Raw genomic sequence first — 17,739 nt, forward strand, 5'->3', positions numbered from 1 at the left:
TCCGCGGGGCGCCCGGTGGTTGAAGGCTCGCCCTTACCGGTTGTCCCGTGATGCCTGAAAGATTCTTGGATCTGGGGGATGGGGCGCCGTGGGCGGGACCGGCGTCGGTTCAGCACAGCGCGACCGCGTCACCCGGGCCCTCGGGCCAGGCCGTCAGCGGGGTGAAGCCCTGGTGGCCGTATTCGCCGAAGACTCTGACCGGGGCACCGCCCGACAGGGCGACGAGCCGCCACAGGCCCGGCCGGGAGCGCGCGGCGGGAGTGAGCGGCAACGCCGCGTCCTCGTCGGCGTCCGCCAGCTGCCAGGAGCCTCCGTCCGGGGCCGGAACGACCCGGTCCAGCGTCACCGGGACGGACTCCAGCCACGGATCGTCGCGCAGGGCGTCGCCGTAACGGGCCGCCGCCCGGGACGTCGTCATCCCCGGCGGACGGATCGCCGCCGGCGCGGGCGGGGCGAACTGCTCGCCCAGGGCCACCCGCGGCTGCCCGGAACCCGGATACGCGGACACCTCCGCCTCCAGGGCCAGCCCCACCGGCAGCGCCAGCTCCGGGGCGCGGCCCGCGGCGCCATAGGAGAGGAGCAGGACAGTGCGGTGCGAGTCGGCGCCGTGCAGCCAGATCCGGCGGGTCGTCAGGCGCGGGTCCGTCGCGTCGTACTGGGCGAGGACGAGCCAGCGGTCGCGCAGCGGCGGGCCGTCCGCGGAGGCCGGGAGGCCCATGCGGGAACGGACCGTGGCGGCCAGGCCGTCCGGGAGCCGCTCGCGGCGCAGCCAGCCCTGACCGAGGAGATGCAGCAGCGCGCACTCCTCCAGCAGCCGTACCGGCCAGCCCGCACCCGTGGACGGGATCGCCCCCAACTCCCGCACCCGGCCCGCCAGACCCTGGGCCTGGGCGTCGACCATGCGGGCCGCCGTCTCCTCCCAGAGGCCGTACCCCGACTGCTCCGCGGTCGCCAGGCCGCCGCGCAGCAGATCGGCCAGACGCTGCTCCAGCTCCACCGCGCCCGACGTGACCCGCTCGGCCCGGCGCTCCGCCCGGCGCCGCGCCGCCTCCGGATCAGCGGACCCGGACGGCGCACCCGAGATCTCCCCAGCCTTCTTCTCCGCGCGCCTGCGCCGCCCCGCCGCCCACTCCTCGGCCCACTCCGGCGCCTGCCCCGGCGGTACGGCCGCGTCGTCGGCGGCCCAGAGCAGCAGCAGCCCGAGAGCGTGCTTGCACGGGAACTTGCGGCTCGGACAACTGCACTTGTACGCGGGGCCGGCGGCGTCCGCGATGTCCACGACCGTCTGATACGGCTTGCTTCCGCTGCCCTTGCACAGCCCCCACACCGTCCTCTCGTCGGAACTCCCCGCCTCGGACCACGGCCCTGCCGCGCCGAGTTTGCATCCCGCTTTGCGTGATGCGGCGTCAGGCGCCAGTGCCAGCACCTGGTCCGCGGTCCAGCGCACCCCCTGCTGAGTCATGCCATCGAAGGTAGATCCCGCCACTGACAATCGGGTCCGCGAGCGGCCTCGGCAGGGCGTTTTCGCAGGTCGGAACGCATTGTCAGTGGTGTGGTGCAACGTTGGTGCCAGATCCGAACCGGCCGAGCTGGAGGGGGACTTTGCCATGACTGTGTCCGTGGAGCCGACGTCCGTCGAAGCGGGGGAGACGGAAGCCGCCCAGGCGTTGCGACCGCACGCCGAGGACGCCTTCGCGCAGGAACTCGCCGCGCTGGCCGCCCAGGACGACCGGCCGCGCCCGGCCCGCTGGAAGCTGTCGCCGTGGGCCGTCGCGACCTACCTGCTCGGCGGCACGCTGCCGGACGGCACGGTGATCAGTCCCAAGTACGTCGGCCCGCGCCGCATCGTCGAGGTCGCCGTCACCACGCTCGCCACCGACCGCGCCCTGCTGCTGCTCGGCGTGCCGGGCACGGCGAAGACCTGGGTGTCCGAGCACCTGGCCGCGGCCGTCAGCGGCGACTCCACGCTGCTGGTGCAGGGCACCGCCGGCACCCCGGAAGAGGCCATCCGCTACGGCTGGAACTACGCGCAGCTGCTCGCCCACGGCCCGAGCCGCGACGCCCTCGTACCCAGCCCGGTGATGCGGGCCATGGCGGAGGGCATGACGGCCCGCGTCGAGGAGCTGACCCGGATTCCGGCCGACGTGCAGGACACGCTCATCACGATCCTGTCGGAGAAGACGCTGCCGATACCGGAGCTCGGCCAGGAGGTGCAGGCGGTCCGCGGCTTCAACCTGATCGCCACGGCCAACGACCGCGACCGCGGGGTCAACGACCTGTCCAGCGCCCTGCGCCGCCGTTTCAACACGGTGGTGCTGCCGCTGCCGGAGAGCCCCGAGGCCGAGGTCGACATCGTCTCGCGGCGCGTCGACCAGATCGGCCGCTCCCTCGACCTGCCGGCCGCGCCCGACGGGCTGGTCGAGATCCGCCGGGTCGTCACGGTCTTCCGCGAGCTGCGCGACGGGGTCACGGCCGACGGCCGGACGAAGCTGAAGTCGCCCAGCGGCACGCTGTCCACGGCCGAGGCGATCTCCGTCGTCACCAACGGGCTCGCCCTGGCGGCTCACTTCGGCGACGGTGTGCTGCGGCCGGGCGACGTCGCCGCGGGCATCCTCGGCGCGGTGGTCCGCGACCCGGCGGCGGACCGGGTCATCTGGCAGGAGTACCTGGAGACGGTGGTCCGCGAGCGGGACGGCTGGAAGGACTTCTACCGGGCCTGCCGTGAGGTGAGCGTGTGAGCGACACGGGGCCGGAGCCTCGGGCGGTGGGACGGCGGCCCCGGGCGGCGGTGGGACGGCGGTCGGCGGCTGGTTCGGGTAGGGATGTGCGGGACGGCAGGGGGATGAAGTGACCGGTGTGGAAAGCGCCGTGGGCCACAGGGCCGGGGCGGGGCCGGTGCTGCTCGGGGTGCGGCATCACGGACCCGGGTCGGCCCGGGCGGTGCGGGCGGCGCTGGAGGAGGTCCGGCCGCGGGTCGTGCTGATCGAAGGGCCGCCCGAGGCCGACGCCCTGATCCCGCTCGCCGCCGACGAGGAGATGCGGCCACCGGTCGCCCTGCTCGCCCACGCCGTGGACGAGCCCGGCCGCTCGGCGTTCTGGCCACTGGCCGGGTTCTCCCCGGAATGGATCGCCCTCCGCTGGGCCCTGGACCACGACGTCCCGGCCCGCTTCATCGACCTGCCGGCCACGCACACGCTGGCCTGGGGGAGCCAGGAGGACGCGGAGGCACAGGAGAGCGAACGCCCGCTGGACGCCGAGACGGCGACGGTGGACGGAGACACCGGCCCCGGCCCCGCCGCCCTGCGGATCGATCCGCTCCGCGTGCTCGCCGAGACCGCCGGCTACGACGACCCCGAGCGCTGGTGGGAGGACGTCGTGGAGCACCGAGGTGCGGAGGAAGGCGACGCGCTCGCGCCGTTCACCGCGCTGGAGGAGGCCATGGGCGCCCTCCGGGAGACGTACGGCAGCGGCGGTCACGACCGGGACCTGGTGCGGGAGGCGTACATGCGGCTCCAGGTGCGGGCCGCGCAGCGGGAGTTCGACGACGCGGTGGTCGTCGTCTGCGGGGCCTGGCACGTGCCCGCACTGCGGCGGAAGTCCACCGTCGCCGCCGACAAGGCGCTGCTCAAGGGGCTGCCCAAGGTCAAGACGGACCTGACCTGGGTGCCGTGGACGCACCGGCGGCTGTCCCGGAGCAGCGGGTACGGGGCCGGCATCGACTCGCCCGGCTGGTACGGGCACCTGTTCAGCGCCCCCGATCGGCCGGTGGAGCGGTGGCTGACCAAGGTGGCGGGGCTGCTGCGCGCCGAGGACCGGATCGTCTCCTCCGCCCATGTCATCGAGGCGGTACGGCTGGCCGAGACCCTCGCCGCGATGCGCGGCCGTCCGCTGCCCGGCCTGAGCGAGACGACCGACGCGGTGCGGGCCGTGATGTGCGAGGGCTCGGACGTGCCGCTGGAACTGGTGCGGGACCGGCTGGTCGTGGGGGACGTGCTGGGGGAGGTGCCGCCGTCGGCGCCGGCGGTGCCGTTGCAGCGGGACCTCACCCGGCTGCAACGCCGGCTTCGGCTGAAGCCGGAGGCGCTGGAGAGGGAGCTGGAGCTCGACCTGCGCAAGGAGAACGACGCCGCCCGCAGCAGACTGCTGCACCGGCTGCGGCTGCTCGGCATCGCATGGGGCGAACCGGCCGCCTCGCGGGGCAGCACGGGCACGTTCCGCGAGACGTGGCGGCTGCGCTGGGAGCCCGAGCTGTCCGTCCGGATCGCCGAGGCAGGAGTGTGGGGCACGACCGTCCTGTCCGCCGCGACAGCCAAGGCCGAGACGGACGCCGTCACCGCGCAGGGCCTCGCCGACGTCACCGCGCTCGCCGAGCACTGCCTCCTGGCCGAACTGCCCGGCGCGCTGCCGACGGTGATACGGATCCTCACCGACCGGGCGGCCCTCGACACGGACGTCGGCCATCTCGCCCAGGCACTCCCGGCCCTGGTCCGCTCCCTGCGCTACGGCGACGTGCGCGGCACGGACACCGGTGCCCTGGCAGAGGTCGCCGCGGGACTGGCCGAGCGGGTCTTCGTCGGGCTGCCCCCGGCCTGCGCCGCGCTCGACGCGGACGCCGCCGAGGAGATGCGACGCCATGTGGAGGCGGTGCACCAGGCCGTGGGCCTCCTGGGCGACGCGCCCGCGGCGGGACACGGCCGGCTGAGAGGCCGCTGGCAGTCGGTGCTGCGGGTGCTGTCCGGGCGGGACACCGTGCCCGGGGTCATCCGGGGGCGGGCCGTGCGGCTCCTGCTCGACGACGGGGAGCTGACCCACGACGAGGCGGCCCTGCTGATGGGACTCGTCCTGTCACCGGGCACACCGCCGGCGGACGCGGCCGCGTGGATCGAGGGCTTCGTCGGAGGGGGCTCCGGCGGCGGGCTGCTCCTGGTGCACGACGAGCGGCTGCTCGGGTTGGTCGACGCGTGGCTGACCGGAGTTCCCGCCGAGGCCTTCACGGACGTACTGCCCCTGCTGCGGCGGACGTTCTCGGCGTACGAGCCCGGGGTGCGCCGGACCCTCGGTGAACTGGTCCGGCGCGGGCCGGTGGCCGGGGGTGGCGCGACCGCCGCCGGCGCGGGGACACCGGGCTTCGCGGCCGACCTCGACCTGGAGCGCGCGGACGCCGTGCTGCCGGTCGTACGGCTGCTGCTCGGACTGGACGAGGTGGACGAGAACACGAACAACGACCTGGCGGGGGTGACGGGATGACGACCGTGGCACTGAGGGAGCGGACGACGCCGCCGGCGGCGGGGGACACCGCGACGGGCGGACTCCGGGTGGAAGTACGGCCCGCGACGACCGTGCCGGTGATCCCGCTGTGGGAACGGCCTCGCGAGGGAGGACGGGGATGACGGCCGAGGCGACGGACCCGGCGCAGGAGCGGCTGCGGCGCTGGCGGCTCGTGCTCGGAGGGGATTCCGCGGACGGCACCGGCTGCGCGCTGTCGGGACGGGACGCGGCGATGGACGGGGCGCTCACCGCGCTCTACGGCAGAAAGGACGGCAGGTCACAGGGGGGCCGGGACCGTTCGGCGGGGCTCGGGGCGTCGGCGCCGTCGGTGGCGCGCTGGCTCGGGGACATCCGCACGTACTTCCCGTCCTCCGTCGTGCAGGTCATGCAGCGCGACGCCATCGACCGGCTCGGTCTCGCCACGCTGCTGCTGGAGCCGGAGATGCTGGAAGCCGTCGAGGCCGACGTGCATCTCGTCGGCACGCTGCTGTCGCTCAACAAGGCGATGCCGGAGACGACGAAGGAGACGGCCCGGGCCGTCGTGCGCAAGGTCGTCGAGGACCTGGAGAACCGGCTGGCGACCCGCACCCGGGCCACCCTCACCGGCGCGCTCGACCGCAGCGCCCGGATCAACCGGCCCCGCCACCACGACATCGACTGGAACCGCACCATCGCGGCCAACCTCAAGCACTACCTGCCCGAGTACCGAACGATCGTGCCGGAGCGGCTCATCGGGTACGGGCGGGCGAACCGGTCCACCAAGAAGGAGGTCATCCTCTGTATCGACCAGTCGGGATCCATGGCGGCATCGGTGGTGTACGCCTCGGTGTTCGGGGCGGTGCTCGCCTCGATGCGGACGATCTCCACGCGACTCGTCGTCTTCGACACGGCGGTCGTGGACCTCACGGACCAGCTGGACGACCCGGTCGACGTGCTGTTCGGCACGCAGCTCGGCGGTGGCACGGACATCAACCGGGCGCTCGCCTACTGCCAGTCGCAGATCACCCGGCCCGCGGACACGGTGGTCGTGCTGATCAGCGACCTCTACGAAGGCGGCATCCGCAACGAGATGCTCAAGCGGGTCTCCGCGATGAAGGCGGCCGGCGTGCAGTTCGTGACGCTGCTGGCCCTCTCGGACGAGGGGGCACCGGCGTACGACCGGGAGCACGCGGCGGCACTCGCGGCGCTGGGGGCACCGGCGTTCGCCTGCACGCCCGATCTGTTCCCGGAGGTGATGGCGGCCGCGATCGAGAAGCGGCCGTTGCCGATACCCGACGCGGCGTGAAGGGCCCGTCGGGAGGGGGCAGATGACGCCGTGCCGACGTGCCGTCGTCCGACTTGGAGCAGCAAAACGGACATGACGGGCCATCGGTAAGCAAGGGCTTGCGCAACCTCCGCACTCCCGTGCGAGGATCGGCGCCTGCTCGGCCGTGCGTGCTGCCGACCGGGCAGTACCGCTTCCGTCGCACGGGAGGAAGCTCCCTCTCTTGACCTGGTCAGCAGCCCTGCCCGATGCCGTGTTGCGCGCGCTGCGCACAGCGGCCGGGCGGCGTGCGCTCCAAGTGGCGCTGCTGGTGGGTGGGGTGCTGGCCATCGGGCTGCTGTGCGGGGAGCGGGCCTATGCGGAGAGCGGCGTAGAAGCGCTGCCGGAGGGGCGGGGCGGGCAGGTCGTCAGCGGCGTTCACGTCCCGGAGGGTGCGCGGGACCGGCTCGGGCGCTCTGCCGGTGACACGGAGGAGGCTGCGAGCGAGGGGGTGGCAGACAGCCGGGTGAAACCGCCGTCGCTGTCGACACCGCCGTCGTCGTCGCTGCCATCGTCCTCGCAGCCGCAGCCGCAGCCGCAGCCGCAGCCGCAGCCGCAGCCGCAGCCGCAGCCGCAGCCGCAGCCGCAGCCGCAGCCGCAGTCGCAGTCGCAGTCGCAGTCGCACTCGTCCGAGCGGGCGTCGCAAGCGGGGCGGTCGGAGCCGCCGAGGGAGCCGTCGCACTCGGGCCTGCCCAAGCCTTCGTCGCACCCTGTGCTGCCCGACCTCCCGGCTCTGCGGAACCGCTCGACTCTGCCCGACCTCCCCGTGCTGCCCGACGCCCCGGCTGTGCCGAACCCTCCGGCTCTGCCGAACCCTCCGGCTGTGCCGAACTCTCCGGCTGTGCCGAACTCTCCGGCTGTGCCGAGCCCTCCGGCTGTGCCGAGCCCTCCGGCTGTGCCGAGCCCTCCGGCTGTGCCGAACCTCCCGGTTCCAGCCGCCTTGCCGACACCGCCCTCTGTGCCGGGGCTCCCAGGCCCACCCGCCCTGCCCTCCCTGCCCGCCTCGCCAAGGCTGCCCGGCTCACCCGCCCTGCCCACCGTGCCAGGACTGCCCGGTTCAGTCAGCCTGCCCGGTCTTCCGGCCCTGCCCGCGCTCCCGGGCAGTGACACCGCGCTCCCAGGCTCGCCTCCCCTCCCCGCTCTCCCCCTCCCCGCCCCGGTCACGGCCGGCCCGCAGCCGGGTGGGGCGACGACGCCGGTGGTGGACGGGACCGGATGGTCGCGGCAGGCCGGGACACCGGGCGCCGCCGCCCACGGCAACGAGCCTCACGCGGCACCCGCAGGCGGCCCGATGGCTCCCGGCATTCACACGCACCACAGACGCGCACATAACACCGGCTACATCAGCCACTCCGGGCCGTCCACCCACCCCGGAAAGCCCACCCACGTCGTCGGACTCACTCCGGCCCACCACCCGTCCAGTGGTCGTCCCGACGGTGCGCTCGGCAACCGGTCCCTGGCCGACAGCGGCTCGTCGCGGCACGGCGACGTCCACGCCGTCACCCCGTGCCTCCGGGCGCCGCTGACACTCGTACCCGGGCTCGTGGCCCGTACCGACGCGGCCGATGCCCGGGGCAGCCACCAGGACATCCCCCTCTTCCCCGGCTAGTACGGGCAGACCGCCGAGGCTTCCCCGCCGTCGGCCCGCCCTCTGCGGCGGAGAGATCCCCCAGCTCTTCACGAGAAGTCACGCCCGGACGGCCGAAAGCCGTCGGTGGTCCGAGGCCGAAACCTCGTGGAGGGGTCGATGGGTCCCCATTGGGGTGGGGACCACCCGACCCGAGCCCCGGAGAGCCGGGCCCTGAACAGGGCATTCGCGCTCCTCCGGGGGTGTCCGGCGGGCCTCACCGGGTCAACCCCAGCCCGGTGAGGCCCCTCACCCGCACCTCACACCCGGCACGCCGTGCCAGAGAGCGCGGCATCATGTGACAGGTATCACCGCTCAGGTGTGACCCTCGATTTAGAGGCCTCCCGGAAGCAGCGATAACCTGCGAGACGGACATGCCGCGCGCTCGGACACCGTGTGCGCCTCCCTTGTGACAGACAGCGGACGTCACGTTGCCCTCGCGGCACGCCCACGCAGACAACGAACCGCGAGATCACTGATAGGGACGGAAGCGCGTGGACCTGTTCGAGTACCAGGCGAGGGACCTCTTCGCCAAGCACGATGTACCGGTGCTGGCCGGTGAAGTCATCGACACGCCTGAGGCGGCCCGCGCAGCCACCGAGCGCCTCGGTGGCAAGTCCGTCGTCAAGGCCCAGGTGAAGGTCGGTGGCCGCGGCAAGGCCGGCGGCGTGAAGCTGGCGGCGACCGCCGACGAGGCGGTCGAGCACGCCACCAACATTCTCGGCATGGACATCAAGGGCCACACGGTCCACAAGGTGATGATCGCCGAGACGGCCCCGGAGATCGTGGAGGAGTACTACGTCTCCTTCCTCCTGGACCGTGCCAACCGCACCTTCCTCTCCATCGCGTCCGTCGAGGGCGGCATGGAGATCGAGGAGGTGGCGGAGACCCGCCCCGAGGCCGTCGCCAAGACGCCGATCGACGCCAACGTGGGCGTGACCCCCGAGGTCGCCCGCCAGATCGTCGAGGCCGCGAACTTCCCGGCCGAGGTCGCCGACAAGGTCGAGAACGTCCTGGTCACCCTGTGGAAGACCTTCATCGAAGAGGACGCGCTCCTCGTCGAGGTCAACCCGCTGGCCAAGGTCGCCTCGGGTGAGGTCATCGCCCTGGACGGCAAGGTCTCCCTGGACGAGAACGCCGAGTTCCGTCAGCCGGAGCACGAGGCCCTCCAGGACAAGGACGCGGCCAACCCGCTCGAGGCCGCCGCCAAGGAGAAGAACCTCAACTACGTCAAGCTCGACGGTGAGGTCGGCATCATCGGCAACGGCGCGGGTCTCGTCATGAGCACCCTGGACGTCGTCGCGTACGCCGGTGAGGCGCACGGCGGCGTGAAGCCGGCCAACTTCCTCGACATCGGTGGCGGCGCCTCCGCCGCCGTCATGGCGAACGGCCTGGAGATCATCCTCGGCGACCCGGACGTCAAGTCCGTCTTCGTCAACGTCTTCGGTGGCATCACCGCCTGTGACGAGGTCGCCAACGGCATCGTCCAGGCGCTGCAGCTGCTCAAGGACAAGGGCGAGGAAGTCACCAAGCCCCTGGTCGTCCGTCTGGACGGCAACAACGCGGAGCTCGGGCGCAAGATCCTCTCCGACGCCAACCACCCGCTGGTGCAGCGCGTGGACACCATGGACGGAGCGGCCGACAAGGCCGCCGAGCTCGCGGCTGCGAAGTAAGGGACGAGGGACTAAACAGCCATGGCTATCTTCCTCAACAAGGACAGCAAGGTCATCGTCCAGGGCATGACCGGTGCCACGGGCATGAAGCACACCAAGCTCATGCTGGCCGACGGCACGAACATCGTCGGTGGCGTGAACCCCCGCAAGGCGGGCACGTCCGTCGACATCGACGGCAACGACATCCCGGTCTTCGGCACGGTCGCCGAGGCGATCGAGAAGACGGGCGCCAACGTGTCCGTCCTCTTCGTCCCGCCGGCCTTCGCCAAGGCCGCCGTCGTCGAGGCCATCGACGCCGAGATCCCGCTCGCGGTCGTCATCACCGAGGGCATCGCCGTCCACGACTCGGCCGCGTTCTACGCGTACGCCGTGTCCCAGGGCAACAAGACCCGGATCATCGGCCCGAACTGCCCCGGCCTCATCACGCCGGGCCAGTCCAACGCCGGCATCATCCCGGGCGACATCACCAAGCCGGGCCGCATCGGCCTGGTCTCGAAGTCCGGCACGCTGACGTACCAGATGATGTACGAGCTGCGTGACATCGGCTTCTCCTCCGCCGTCGGCATCGGTGGCGACCCGGTCATCGGCACGACCCACATCGACGCGCTCGCCGCGTTCGAGGCCGACCCCGACACCGACCTGATCGTGATGATCGGTGAGATCGGCGGCGACGCCGAGGAGCGGGCCGCGGCCTTCATCAAGGAGAACGTGAAGAAGCCGGTCGTCGGCTACGTCGCGGGCTTCACCGCGCCCGAGGGCAAGACCATGGGCCACGCCGGCGCCATCGTCTCCGGCTCCTCCGGCACGGCCGCCGCGAAGAAGGAGGCCCTCGAGGCCGCCGGCGTCAAGGTCGGCAAGACCCCGACCGAGACGGCCAAGCTGGCGCGCGAGATCCTCGCCGGCTGAATCACGCCGTAGGGCTGCATCACACCCGACGGCTGCATCACGCCTGACGGCAGCATCACATCCGACGCCTGGATGACGCCGGACGGCTGAGCCGCGGAGCTCATCGGTGGGCCCGCCCCCTGCACAGGGGGCGGGCCCACCGCCGTATCCGCGCTTCCGCAGCCGGTCACCGCAGCTGCGGAAGCAGCCGGTCCGGCCCCTTCTGCTCCTCCTTGCGCAGCTTCGCGCGCAGTTCCTGCTCCGACTCCGACAGGGGGCCGGGCGCGACAGGTGGCGGTACGCCCTGAACCGTCTCTCCCGCCGGCACCGGTGGCTCGTAGTGGGTGGGGGCCGTGCGGACGGTGAGGGCCGTGGTGCCGATCAGGGCCACCGTGAAGGCGATGGCGGCCCGGGTCCAGAACCGGGCCCTGCGTTCCCCGCCCCTCCGCACGAGCGACGGTTTCGCGGCCCGCAGCCGCTCGGTGGACGCCAGCTCGACCAGCCGCCAGTGCAGTGTTTCCGGGTCCGCCAGTTCAGGCAGCCGCTCGGCGAGCGCCTCGCGCGCGTGTGCCAGCCGGTTCACGGCCGCCCGGGTGCTCGCCTCGGTCTCCGCCGCCGTCTCCGGCAGGCCGAGCCCGACGCCGTCGTAGAGCACCAGCGTGCGGCGGTAGGGCGGCGGGAGCTTCAGCAGGGTGTCCATCAGCGCCCGGTCGAAGGCGTCGGCCGGCGGCGGCTCGGGGTGCCGGTGACGCAGCCGGAGCCGGTGCCACGGGGAGAGGGCGCACTCGTAGGCCATCGCGCGCACCCAGCCCGCCGGGTCGCGGTCGCGGGCCACCTCGGGCCAGCGCTGCCACGCGATCTGGAAGGCCCGCTCCACCGACTCCCGGGCCAGTTCACGGCGGCCGGTCAGCAGATAGGTCTGCCGGACGAGCGCGGGTGCGCAGAAGGCGTAGAGCGCGTCGAAGGCCTGATCGGGGGTCAGCGCGGTGAGGGCGTCGTCCGGGCGGTGCGGGGGTGTCGTACGCCGGTGTTCGGTGAGGATGACGCGGTGTCCGTGCGGGACGGCGGTGCGGCTGTGGTGCGGGGCGGGGGGACGGCTGTGGTCCGCGGCGGGGGTGTGGCCGTGGTCCGGGACGGTGGCGGGGCCGCGTCCCCGGTCCTTCGCGGCGGGCGGTCGCTTCCGGTCGTCGGCGACGGCCCTGCGCCGGGCCCGGGCGGTTCGCCGGGAGACCGCGGCCGGGGGTGCCGGCTCGGTGGTGTCGTCATCGACGGCGTCGTCCTGAGGCGGCGCCACCTCGGGCTCATCGCCCAGCGAGTTGAGCAGCTTCGCGTACTTCTCCCCTTTGCGGCCGCGCGGCGTGACACGGCCGGTCTCCCATCCGCGCACCGTCTCACCGGTGACGCCTACCCGGGAGGCCAGCTGAGCCCGCGTCAGCGAGGCTGCCTCGCGCAGGCGTCGGCGTTCCTTGGGTGGTGGGAGCGGGAGGGCAGGGCTCTGCGTCACAGGGCGCCCCTCTGTCCGAAAAAGTACACAAACGTATTTTGAGCGACACAGCGAGGGTTCGCCTGTTACGCCGGTAAAGCGCGTGTCGTTGGGAGCATGGCGGGCGTGACCGAGATGACCGCTCGCCGACGTTCGCCGTCACCCCTGCTCACCCGGATGCGTGACCACTCGCCCGGGCTCGCCGGCGGCCTCACGGGTGGCGCGCTCGCGGCGGGCCTCGGGCTCGCGTCGTTCGCCATGCTGGTGATGCTGCTGTGGATCCTCTCGCCGTACCCGGACAGCGGGCCCGGCGGAGCCATGCACGTGGCGGCGGCGCTGTGGCTGCTGGCGCACGGTGCCGAGCTGGTCCGCACCGACACGCTCTCCGGCGTTCCCGCCCCCCTCGGCCTCCCGCCCCTGCTGCTGCTCGCCCTGCCGGTGTGGCTGCTGCACCGGGCGGCACGGGACGCCACGGACGGCGGGGGAGAAGGCGAGGACGACGACTACGAGAGCGACGACGAGGGGGGCCTCGCCGTCGCCGCGAGCCGGCCCCTGGCCTCCCCCCGCACCGCGTGGACGGGCGTCGTCCTCGGCTACCTCGCCGTCGCCGCGCCCGCCGCCCTCTACGCCGCCGGGGGTGTGCTGCGGCCGTCATGGGTGTGGACCGGGGTGTGCGTCCCGCTGGTCGCCGTCGTGGCAGCGGGGGCGGGCGTGTGGTCCGCGTACGGCCGTCCGGGCCGGCCGCTGCGGCGGTTGCTGGGCGTGCTGCCGGCGGGAGTACGCCCGCTGGTGCTCGGCCCGGACGGGCGCCCCGGCGTTGCCGCCCGGGCCTCGGCGGCCGGGGTGGCGGTGCTCCTCGGAGGCGGTGCGCTGCTGGTGCTGGCGTCGCTGGCGTGGCACGGTGCGGCGACCCAGGCGTCGCTGCTCCGGCTGACCGAGGGGTGGTCGGGGCGGTTCGCCGTGCTGCTGCTGTGCGTGGCGCTGCTCCCGAACGCGGCGGTGTGGGGCGCCGCTTACGCCCTCGGCCCCGGTTTCGCCCTCGGCGCCGGCCACGCGGTCGGCCCGCTGGCCTCGGCGCCGGCCCCGTTCCTACCGCCGTTTCCGCTGCTGGCTGCGGTACCGGAGGCGGGGCAGGGGGCGCCGGTGCACTGGGCGGCCGGGGCGGTGCCGGTGGTCGCCGCGGTGGTCGTGGGCTGGACGGTGGCCACGGGTGCGGTGTCGGCGGAGCGTGGCGGGACGGGGCCGGGCGGCACGCGGGCGGCCGCCTGGTCGACCGGCCGCACCGTCGGTGCCGCCGCGCTGGCGTCGATGGTGTGCGCGGCCTTGCTCGCGGGGCTGGCGGGGCTGTCGGGCGGCCCGCTCGGTGCCGGCGTGCTGTCCCGGTTCGGCCCGGTCTGGTGGCAGGCCGCCGCCGCGACGCTGGCCTGGCTGGGACTGCTGGCGATCCCGACGGCTGTGGGAGTGCGGGCCCGGCGGTGCCGGTCTCTCCGGACGGAGGAGGCGAAGATCGGCAAACAGCGCGAGGACACGACCGGGGGCACCGACGGGCCCGGGCGGCTGGGCAAGGGGCCCCGGCTGGGCCGCGCTCGGTTCACGCGCACGGGAGTGGCCGGAATCGCGGGAGTGGCCGGGGGTGCCGGGGGCGTGGACGGCACTCGGGGTGCCGGACGGGTTGATGGCTCTCGGGGTGCCGGACGGGCCGACGGTTCCCGGGGTGCCGGGTCGTCCACGGGTGACGAGGACGCCGAGGGCTTCTGGGGTGCCGGGGTCTTGGACGGCGCTTGGGATGCTGGAGCCGCTGACGGACCTCGGGGCGCCGGACGAGCCGCGGGTGCGCGGGCTTCCGGGCGATCCGGGGGCGACGAGGACGACGGGGCTTTCTGGGGAGCGGGGGACCCGGGCGCTGTCCCGGGTGCCGGGCACGCCGGGCGTGATGCTGCGCCGACGAGCGGGATGCCGTCGTCGCACACCACGGACCCGGCGTCGAACGCGCCCCTCGCCCCCCACGCCCCCTACGAGCCCTTCGAGCATGACGCCCTCTACGGCCTGCGCGACCAGGATGGCGAAACGGACTTCGGCCTGTACGACTTCCTGCCGTCCGACCCTGCCCCGTCCGACCGGTCCGCCCCGCCGGAGAGCACCTGAGACGTCAGTCGTCAGTCGTCAGGCATCAGTCGTCAGTCATCGGTCGTCAGTCGTTCGTCCCCAGGAACCCTCGGAGCTCCTCCGGCAGAAGCTTGGAGCAGGACTGCTTCGCCTCGTTCGTGAGGGCGTCGTTGGTGCACGTGTAGTAGTCGCGGTAGACCAGCTGCGCCGTGAAGGACGCGGCGACCAGGGCGATCGCCAGGGACGCCGTGACCAGGCCGCTCACCGCCGCCGTCGTCTGGGGGCGGCCACCGCCCTGCTGCTCGGGGGCGGGGGAGTCCGGGTCCGGCCTGCGGGGCTTGGCGCGCAGGGAGCTGATGGCCCAGTACAGGGCGAGCGCGCCGAGCAGCAGCGCCACGTACGGCCAGCTGAAGAGGGCGAAGAAGAAGGCCCACATGCCCGACAGCAGGGCATAGCGCGCCCGGCGCTGCGCGGGATCCGTCGGGTCCCAGCGCGCGTTCGGGCCGCCACCCTGAGGGCCGCCGCCCTGGCCCTCGGGCCCGCCGCGGGGGCGCTCGCCGAAGCCGCCGGGGGAGCGGCCGGGTTGCTGGTCGCTCCACTGGCTGCCCCAGGGCGAGCGGTCTCCACCGTTGCCGTCACCGGAGTCCTGGGAGTCGTCACCCGACGGGCGCCGCGGCTGCCAGGGCCGGTCCGGCGTGCCCTCGGGCGGCGGGGCGAAGGGATTGTCCTCCTGGGATCCGCGCCCCCGCCCCTGCCCGCCGTCGCCGCCCGAAGGTGCGTCGGGCGGTGAGCTGGGGCGCTCCCGCAGCAGCACGGCGCCGCGCTCCCCTCCCTGCGGCAACAGCTGGGGGAACGTGAGGAGTCGCAGGCTGCGGTCCGGCATCAAGTGAGCGTCTTCCCGTTGGTAGGGGGCAATGTGTGGACAGAACGGAACGGCGTCGGACCCGGGTCCGTCACCTCCTGAACGCACCACGTCCGGACGTCGTTCCCGAACCGGCTCCGTCCAGACGCTACCTTCCGGCCATGCCCCCGTCCCGTGGGGGCCGTCCGGTGTGCCGGTATCGTTGCTGACGGTCGACCGGTTCGTAGGCTTCCCCGTATCCGGGGACGCAAAGCATTCGTATGAATGTACAAAACGTTGAGCGCCGACCACCTTGGACAGACGCTCCCCCGAGAAAGGCCCCCACCGTGGCCGCCAAGCCCGTGGCCCCGCGCGCCAAGCGCCTCGTCGTGCTGGTCTCCGGATCCGGCACCAACCTCCAGGCGCTGCTCGACGAGATCGCCGCCGTCGGCGCACCGGAGTACGGGGCCGAGATCGTGGCCGTCGGTGCGGACCGCGAGGGCATCGAGGGGCTGGCGCGGGCCGAGCGCGCCGGGCTGCCGGCCTTCGTGTGCAAGGTCAAGGACCACGGCAGCCGCGAGGAGTGGGACGCCGCCCTCGCCGAGGCCGTCGCGGCGCACGAGCCCGACCTCGTCGTCTCCGCCGGGTTCATGAAGATCGTCGGCAAGGAGTTCCTCGCGCGGTTCGGCGGGCGGTTCGTCAACACCCACCCCGCGCTCCTGCCCAGTTTCCCGGGAGCCCACGGCGTGCGGGACGCGCTCGCGTACGGCGCCAAGGTCACCGGCTGCACCGTCCACTTCGTCGACGACGGCGTCGACACCGGGCCGATCATCGCGCAGGGCGTGGTGGAGATCCGGGACGAGGACGACGAAGGCGCTCTGCACGAGCGCATCAAGGAAGTCGAGCGAAGGCTGCTCGTCGAGGTCGTGGGGCGCCTCGCCCGCAACGGCTATCGCATTGAGGGACGAAAGGTAGTTATCCAGTGACCGCCGAGAGCAACAAGCGGCCCCTTCGCCGGGCGCTCGTCAGCGTCTACGACAAGACCGGTCTCGAGGACCTCGCGCGCGGGCTCCACGAGGCCGGGGTCGAGCTCGTCTCCACCGGCTCCACCGCCGCGAAGATCGCCGCTGCCGGCGTCCCCGTCACCAAGGTCGAGGAGCTCACCGGCTTCCCCGAGTGCCTGGACGGCCGGGTCAAGACCCTGCACCCGCGCGTGCACGCGGGCATCCTCGCCGACCTGCGCCTGGACAGCCACCGCGAGCAGCTCGCCGAGCTGGGTGTCGAGCCGTTCGACCTCGTCGTCGTGAACCTCTACCCGTTCCGCGAGACCGTCGCCTCGGGTGCCTCGCCCGACGAGTGCGTCGAGCAGATCGACATCGGCGGTCCCTCCATGGTCCGGGCCGCCGCGAAGAACCACCCGTCGGTCGCGGTCGTCACGAGCCCGGCCCGGTACGCCGATGTGCTCAAGGCCGTCCAGGGCGGCGGCTTCGACCTCGCCACCCGCAAGCGGCTCGCCGCCGAGGCCTTCCAGCACACGGCCGCCTACGACGTGGCCGTCGCCTCCTGGTTCGCCTCCTCCTACGCGCCCGTGGACGAGTCGCAGTTCCCCGACTTCCTCGGCGCCACCTGGGAGCGCGAGCACACCCTGCGCTACGGCGAGAACCCGCACCAGCCGGCGGCCCTGTACGTCTCGGGCACCGGCGGCCTCGCCCAGGCCGAGCAGCTGCACGGCAAGGAGATGTCGTACAACAACTACACGGACACGGACGCCGCCCGCCGTGCCGCGTACGACCACGCCGAGCCGTGTGTCGCGATCATCAAGCACGCCAACCCCTGCGGCATCGCCGTCGGCGCGGACGTCGCCGAGGCGCACCGCAAGGCGCACGCGTGCGACCCGCTGTCGGCGTTCGGCGGCGTGATCGCGGTCAACCGCCCGGTCAGCAAGGAGATGGCGGAGCAGGTCGCGGAGATCTTCACCGAGGTCATCGTCGCGCCCGGATACGAGGACGGGGCCCTGGAGGCCCTCACCAAGAAGAAGAACATCCGCGTGCTGCGCTGTGCCGACGGGCCGGCCGCGCCGGTCGAGGTCAAGCCGATCGACGGCGGCGCGCTGCTCCAGGTCACCGACCGCCTCCAGGCCGACGGCGACGACCCGGCCCACTGGACGCTGGCGACCGGTGAGGCGCTGAGCGCCGACGAGCTGGCCGAGCTGTCCTTCGCCTGGAGGGCCTGCCGCGCGGTGAAGTCCAACGCGATCCTTCTCGCCAAGGACGGCGCCTCGGTCGGCGTCGGTATGGGGCAGGTCAACCGGGTGGACTCCGCGAAGCTGGCCGTCGAGCGGGCCGGTGCCGAGCGTGCCGCGGGCGCGTACGCCGCGTCGGACGCGTTCTTCCCCTTCCCGGACGGCCTGGAGATCCTCACCGCTGCCGGAGTCAAGGCCGTGGTCCAGCCCGGCGGTTCGGTCCGTGACGAGCTGGTCGTGGAGGCCGCGCAGAAGGCCGGCGTCACGATGTACTTCACGGGGACGCGGCACTTCTTCCACTGAGCCCGTTG

General features: G+C 73.3%; 13 protein-coding genes. 9 read left to right on the plus strand and 4 right to left on the minus strand.

The genetic code is table 11. The features are described from left to right. Positions 1-109 precede the first annotated feature (109 nt). Positions 110-1,462 carry an SWIM zinc finger family protein gene (locus IE153_RS22365; protein WP_189591612.1) on the minus strand — a complete coding sequence of 451 codons (1,353 nt, stop codon included), beginning with the start codon at positions 1,460-1,462 and terminating at the stop codon, positions 110-112. Positions 1,463-1,607: 145 nt separating this feature from the next. Between IE153_RS22365 and IE153_RS22370 the strand changes: the two genes are divergently transcribed. The 3 genes from IE153_RS22370 to IE153_RS22380 all read left to right on the plus strand — a co-directional run bounded on the left by IE153_RS22370 (position 1,608) and on the right by IE153_RS22380 (position 6,553). After that, complete coding sequence (locus IE153_RS22370) at positions 1,608-2,738, plus strand: ATP-binding protein (protein WP_030842011.1); 1,131 nt, start codon at positions 1,608-1,610, stop codon at positions 2,736-2,738. Positions 2,739-2,847: 109 nt separating this feature from the next. Continuing rightward, complete coding sequence (locus tag IE153_RS22375; protein WP_189591613.1) at positions 2,848-5,247, plus strand: DUF5682 family protein; 2,400 nt, start codon at positions 2,848-2,850, stop codon at positions 5,245-5,247. A 139-nt stretch (positions 5,248-5,386) separates the two neighbouring features. Continuing rightward, positions 5,387-6,553: a VWA domain-containing protein gene (locus IE153_RS22380; RefSeq protein ID WP_189591614.1), complete on the plus strand. Its 1,167-nt coding sequence runs from the start codon at positions 5,387-5,389 to the stop codon at positions 6,551-6,553. A gap of 211 nt (positions 6,554-6,764) precedes the next feature. Here IE153_RS22380 and IE153_RS22385 read toward each other — a convergent pair whose 3' ends face one another. After that, positions 6,765-7,196 (minus strand): hypothetical protein, encoded by a 432-nt coding sequence (locus IE153_RS22385; protein ID WP_189591615.1) that lies wholly within the window; start codon positions 7,194-7,196, stop codon positions 6,765-6,767. A gap of 666 nt (positions 7,197-7,862) precedes the next feature. On the opposite strand from IE153_RS22385, the gene IE153_RS22390 reads away from it, so the two are divergent. The 3 genes from IE153_RS22390 to sucD all read left to right on the plus strand — a co-directional run bounded on the left by IE153_RS22390 (position 7,863) and on the right by sucD (position 10,777). Further along, positions 7,863-8,180 (plus strand): hypothetical protein, encoded by a 318-nt coding sequence (locus tag IE153_RS22390; RefSeq protein ID WP_189591616.1) that lies wholly within the window; start codon positions 7,863-7,865, stop codon positions 8,178-8,180. 512 nt (positions 8,181-8,692) lie between these two features. Beyond that, the gene (gene sucC / locus IE153_RS22395) at positions 8,693-9,871 is read left to right on the plus strand and encodes an ADP-forming succinate--CoA ligase subunit beta (RefSeq protein WP_030842026.1); all 1,179 of its coding nucleotides are present in this window, start codon (positions 8,693-8,695) and stop codon (positions 9,869-9,871) included. 21 nt (positions 9,872-9,892) lie between these two features. Continuing rightward, complete coding sequence (sucD, locus tag IE153_RS22400; RefSeq protein WP_142160428.1) at positions 9,893-10,777, plus strand: succinate--CoA ligase subunit alpha; 885 nt, start codon at positions 9,893-9,895, stop codon at positions 10,775-10,777. A gap of 166 nt (positions 10,778-10,943) precedes the next feature. On the opposite strand, the gene IE153_RS22405 is transcribed toward sucD, so the two are convergent. Next, positions 10,944-12,260 carry a helix-turn-helix domain-containing protein gene (locus IE153_RS22405; protein ID WP_189591617.1) on the minus strand — a complete coding sequence of 439 codons (1,317 nt, stop codon included), beginning with the start codon at positions 12,258-12,260 and terminating at the stop codon, positions 10,944-10,946. Between the two features lie 114 nt (positions 12,261-12,374). On the opposite strand from IE153_RS22405, the gene IE153_RS22410 reads away from it, so the two are divergent. Beyond that, entirely contained in the window at positions 12,375-14,384 is a 2,010-nt protein-coding gene (locus IE153_RS22410; protein ID WP_438817933.1) for a cell division protein PerM, read from the plus strand. A gap of 46 nt (positions 14,385-14,430) precedes the next feature. Here IE153_RS22410 and IE153_RS22415 read toward each other — a convergent pair whose 3' ends face one another. After that, on the minus strand, positions 14,431-15,228 hold the full coding sequence (locus IE153_RS22415; RefSeq protein WP_189591618.1) for a hypothetical protein: 798 nt from the start codon (positions 15,226-15,228) through the stop codon (positions 14,431-14,433). A 305-nt stretch (positions 15,229-15,533) separates the two neighbouring features. Between IE153_RS22415 and purN the strand changes: the two genes are divergently transcribed. Next, positions 15,534-16,172: a phosphoribosylglycinamide formyltransferase gene (purN, locus tag IE153_RS22420; protein ID WP_189591619.1), complete on the plus strand. Its 639-nt coding sequence runs from the start codon at positions 15,534-15,536 to the stop codon at positions 16,170-16,172. Continuing rightward, complete coding sequence (gene purH, locus IE153_RS22425; protein ID WP_189591620.1) at positions 16,169-17,731, plus strand: bifunctional phosphoribosylaminoimidazolecarboxamide formyltransferase/IMP cyclohydrolase; 1,563 nt, start codon at positions 16,169-16,171, stop codon at positions 17,729-17,731. Before purN ends, purH begins: the two co-directional genes overlap by 4 nt. Positions 17,732-17,739: the final 8 nt, after the last annotated feature.

Source organism: Streptomyces massasporeus, from assembly GCF_014648995.1.
Taxonomy (GTDB): Bacteria; Actinomycetota; Actinomycetes; order Streptomycetales; family Streptomycetaceae; genus Streptomyces; species Streptomyces massasporeus.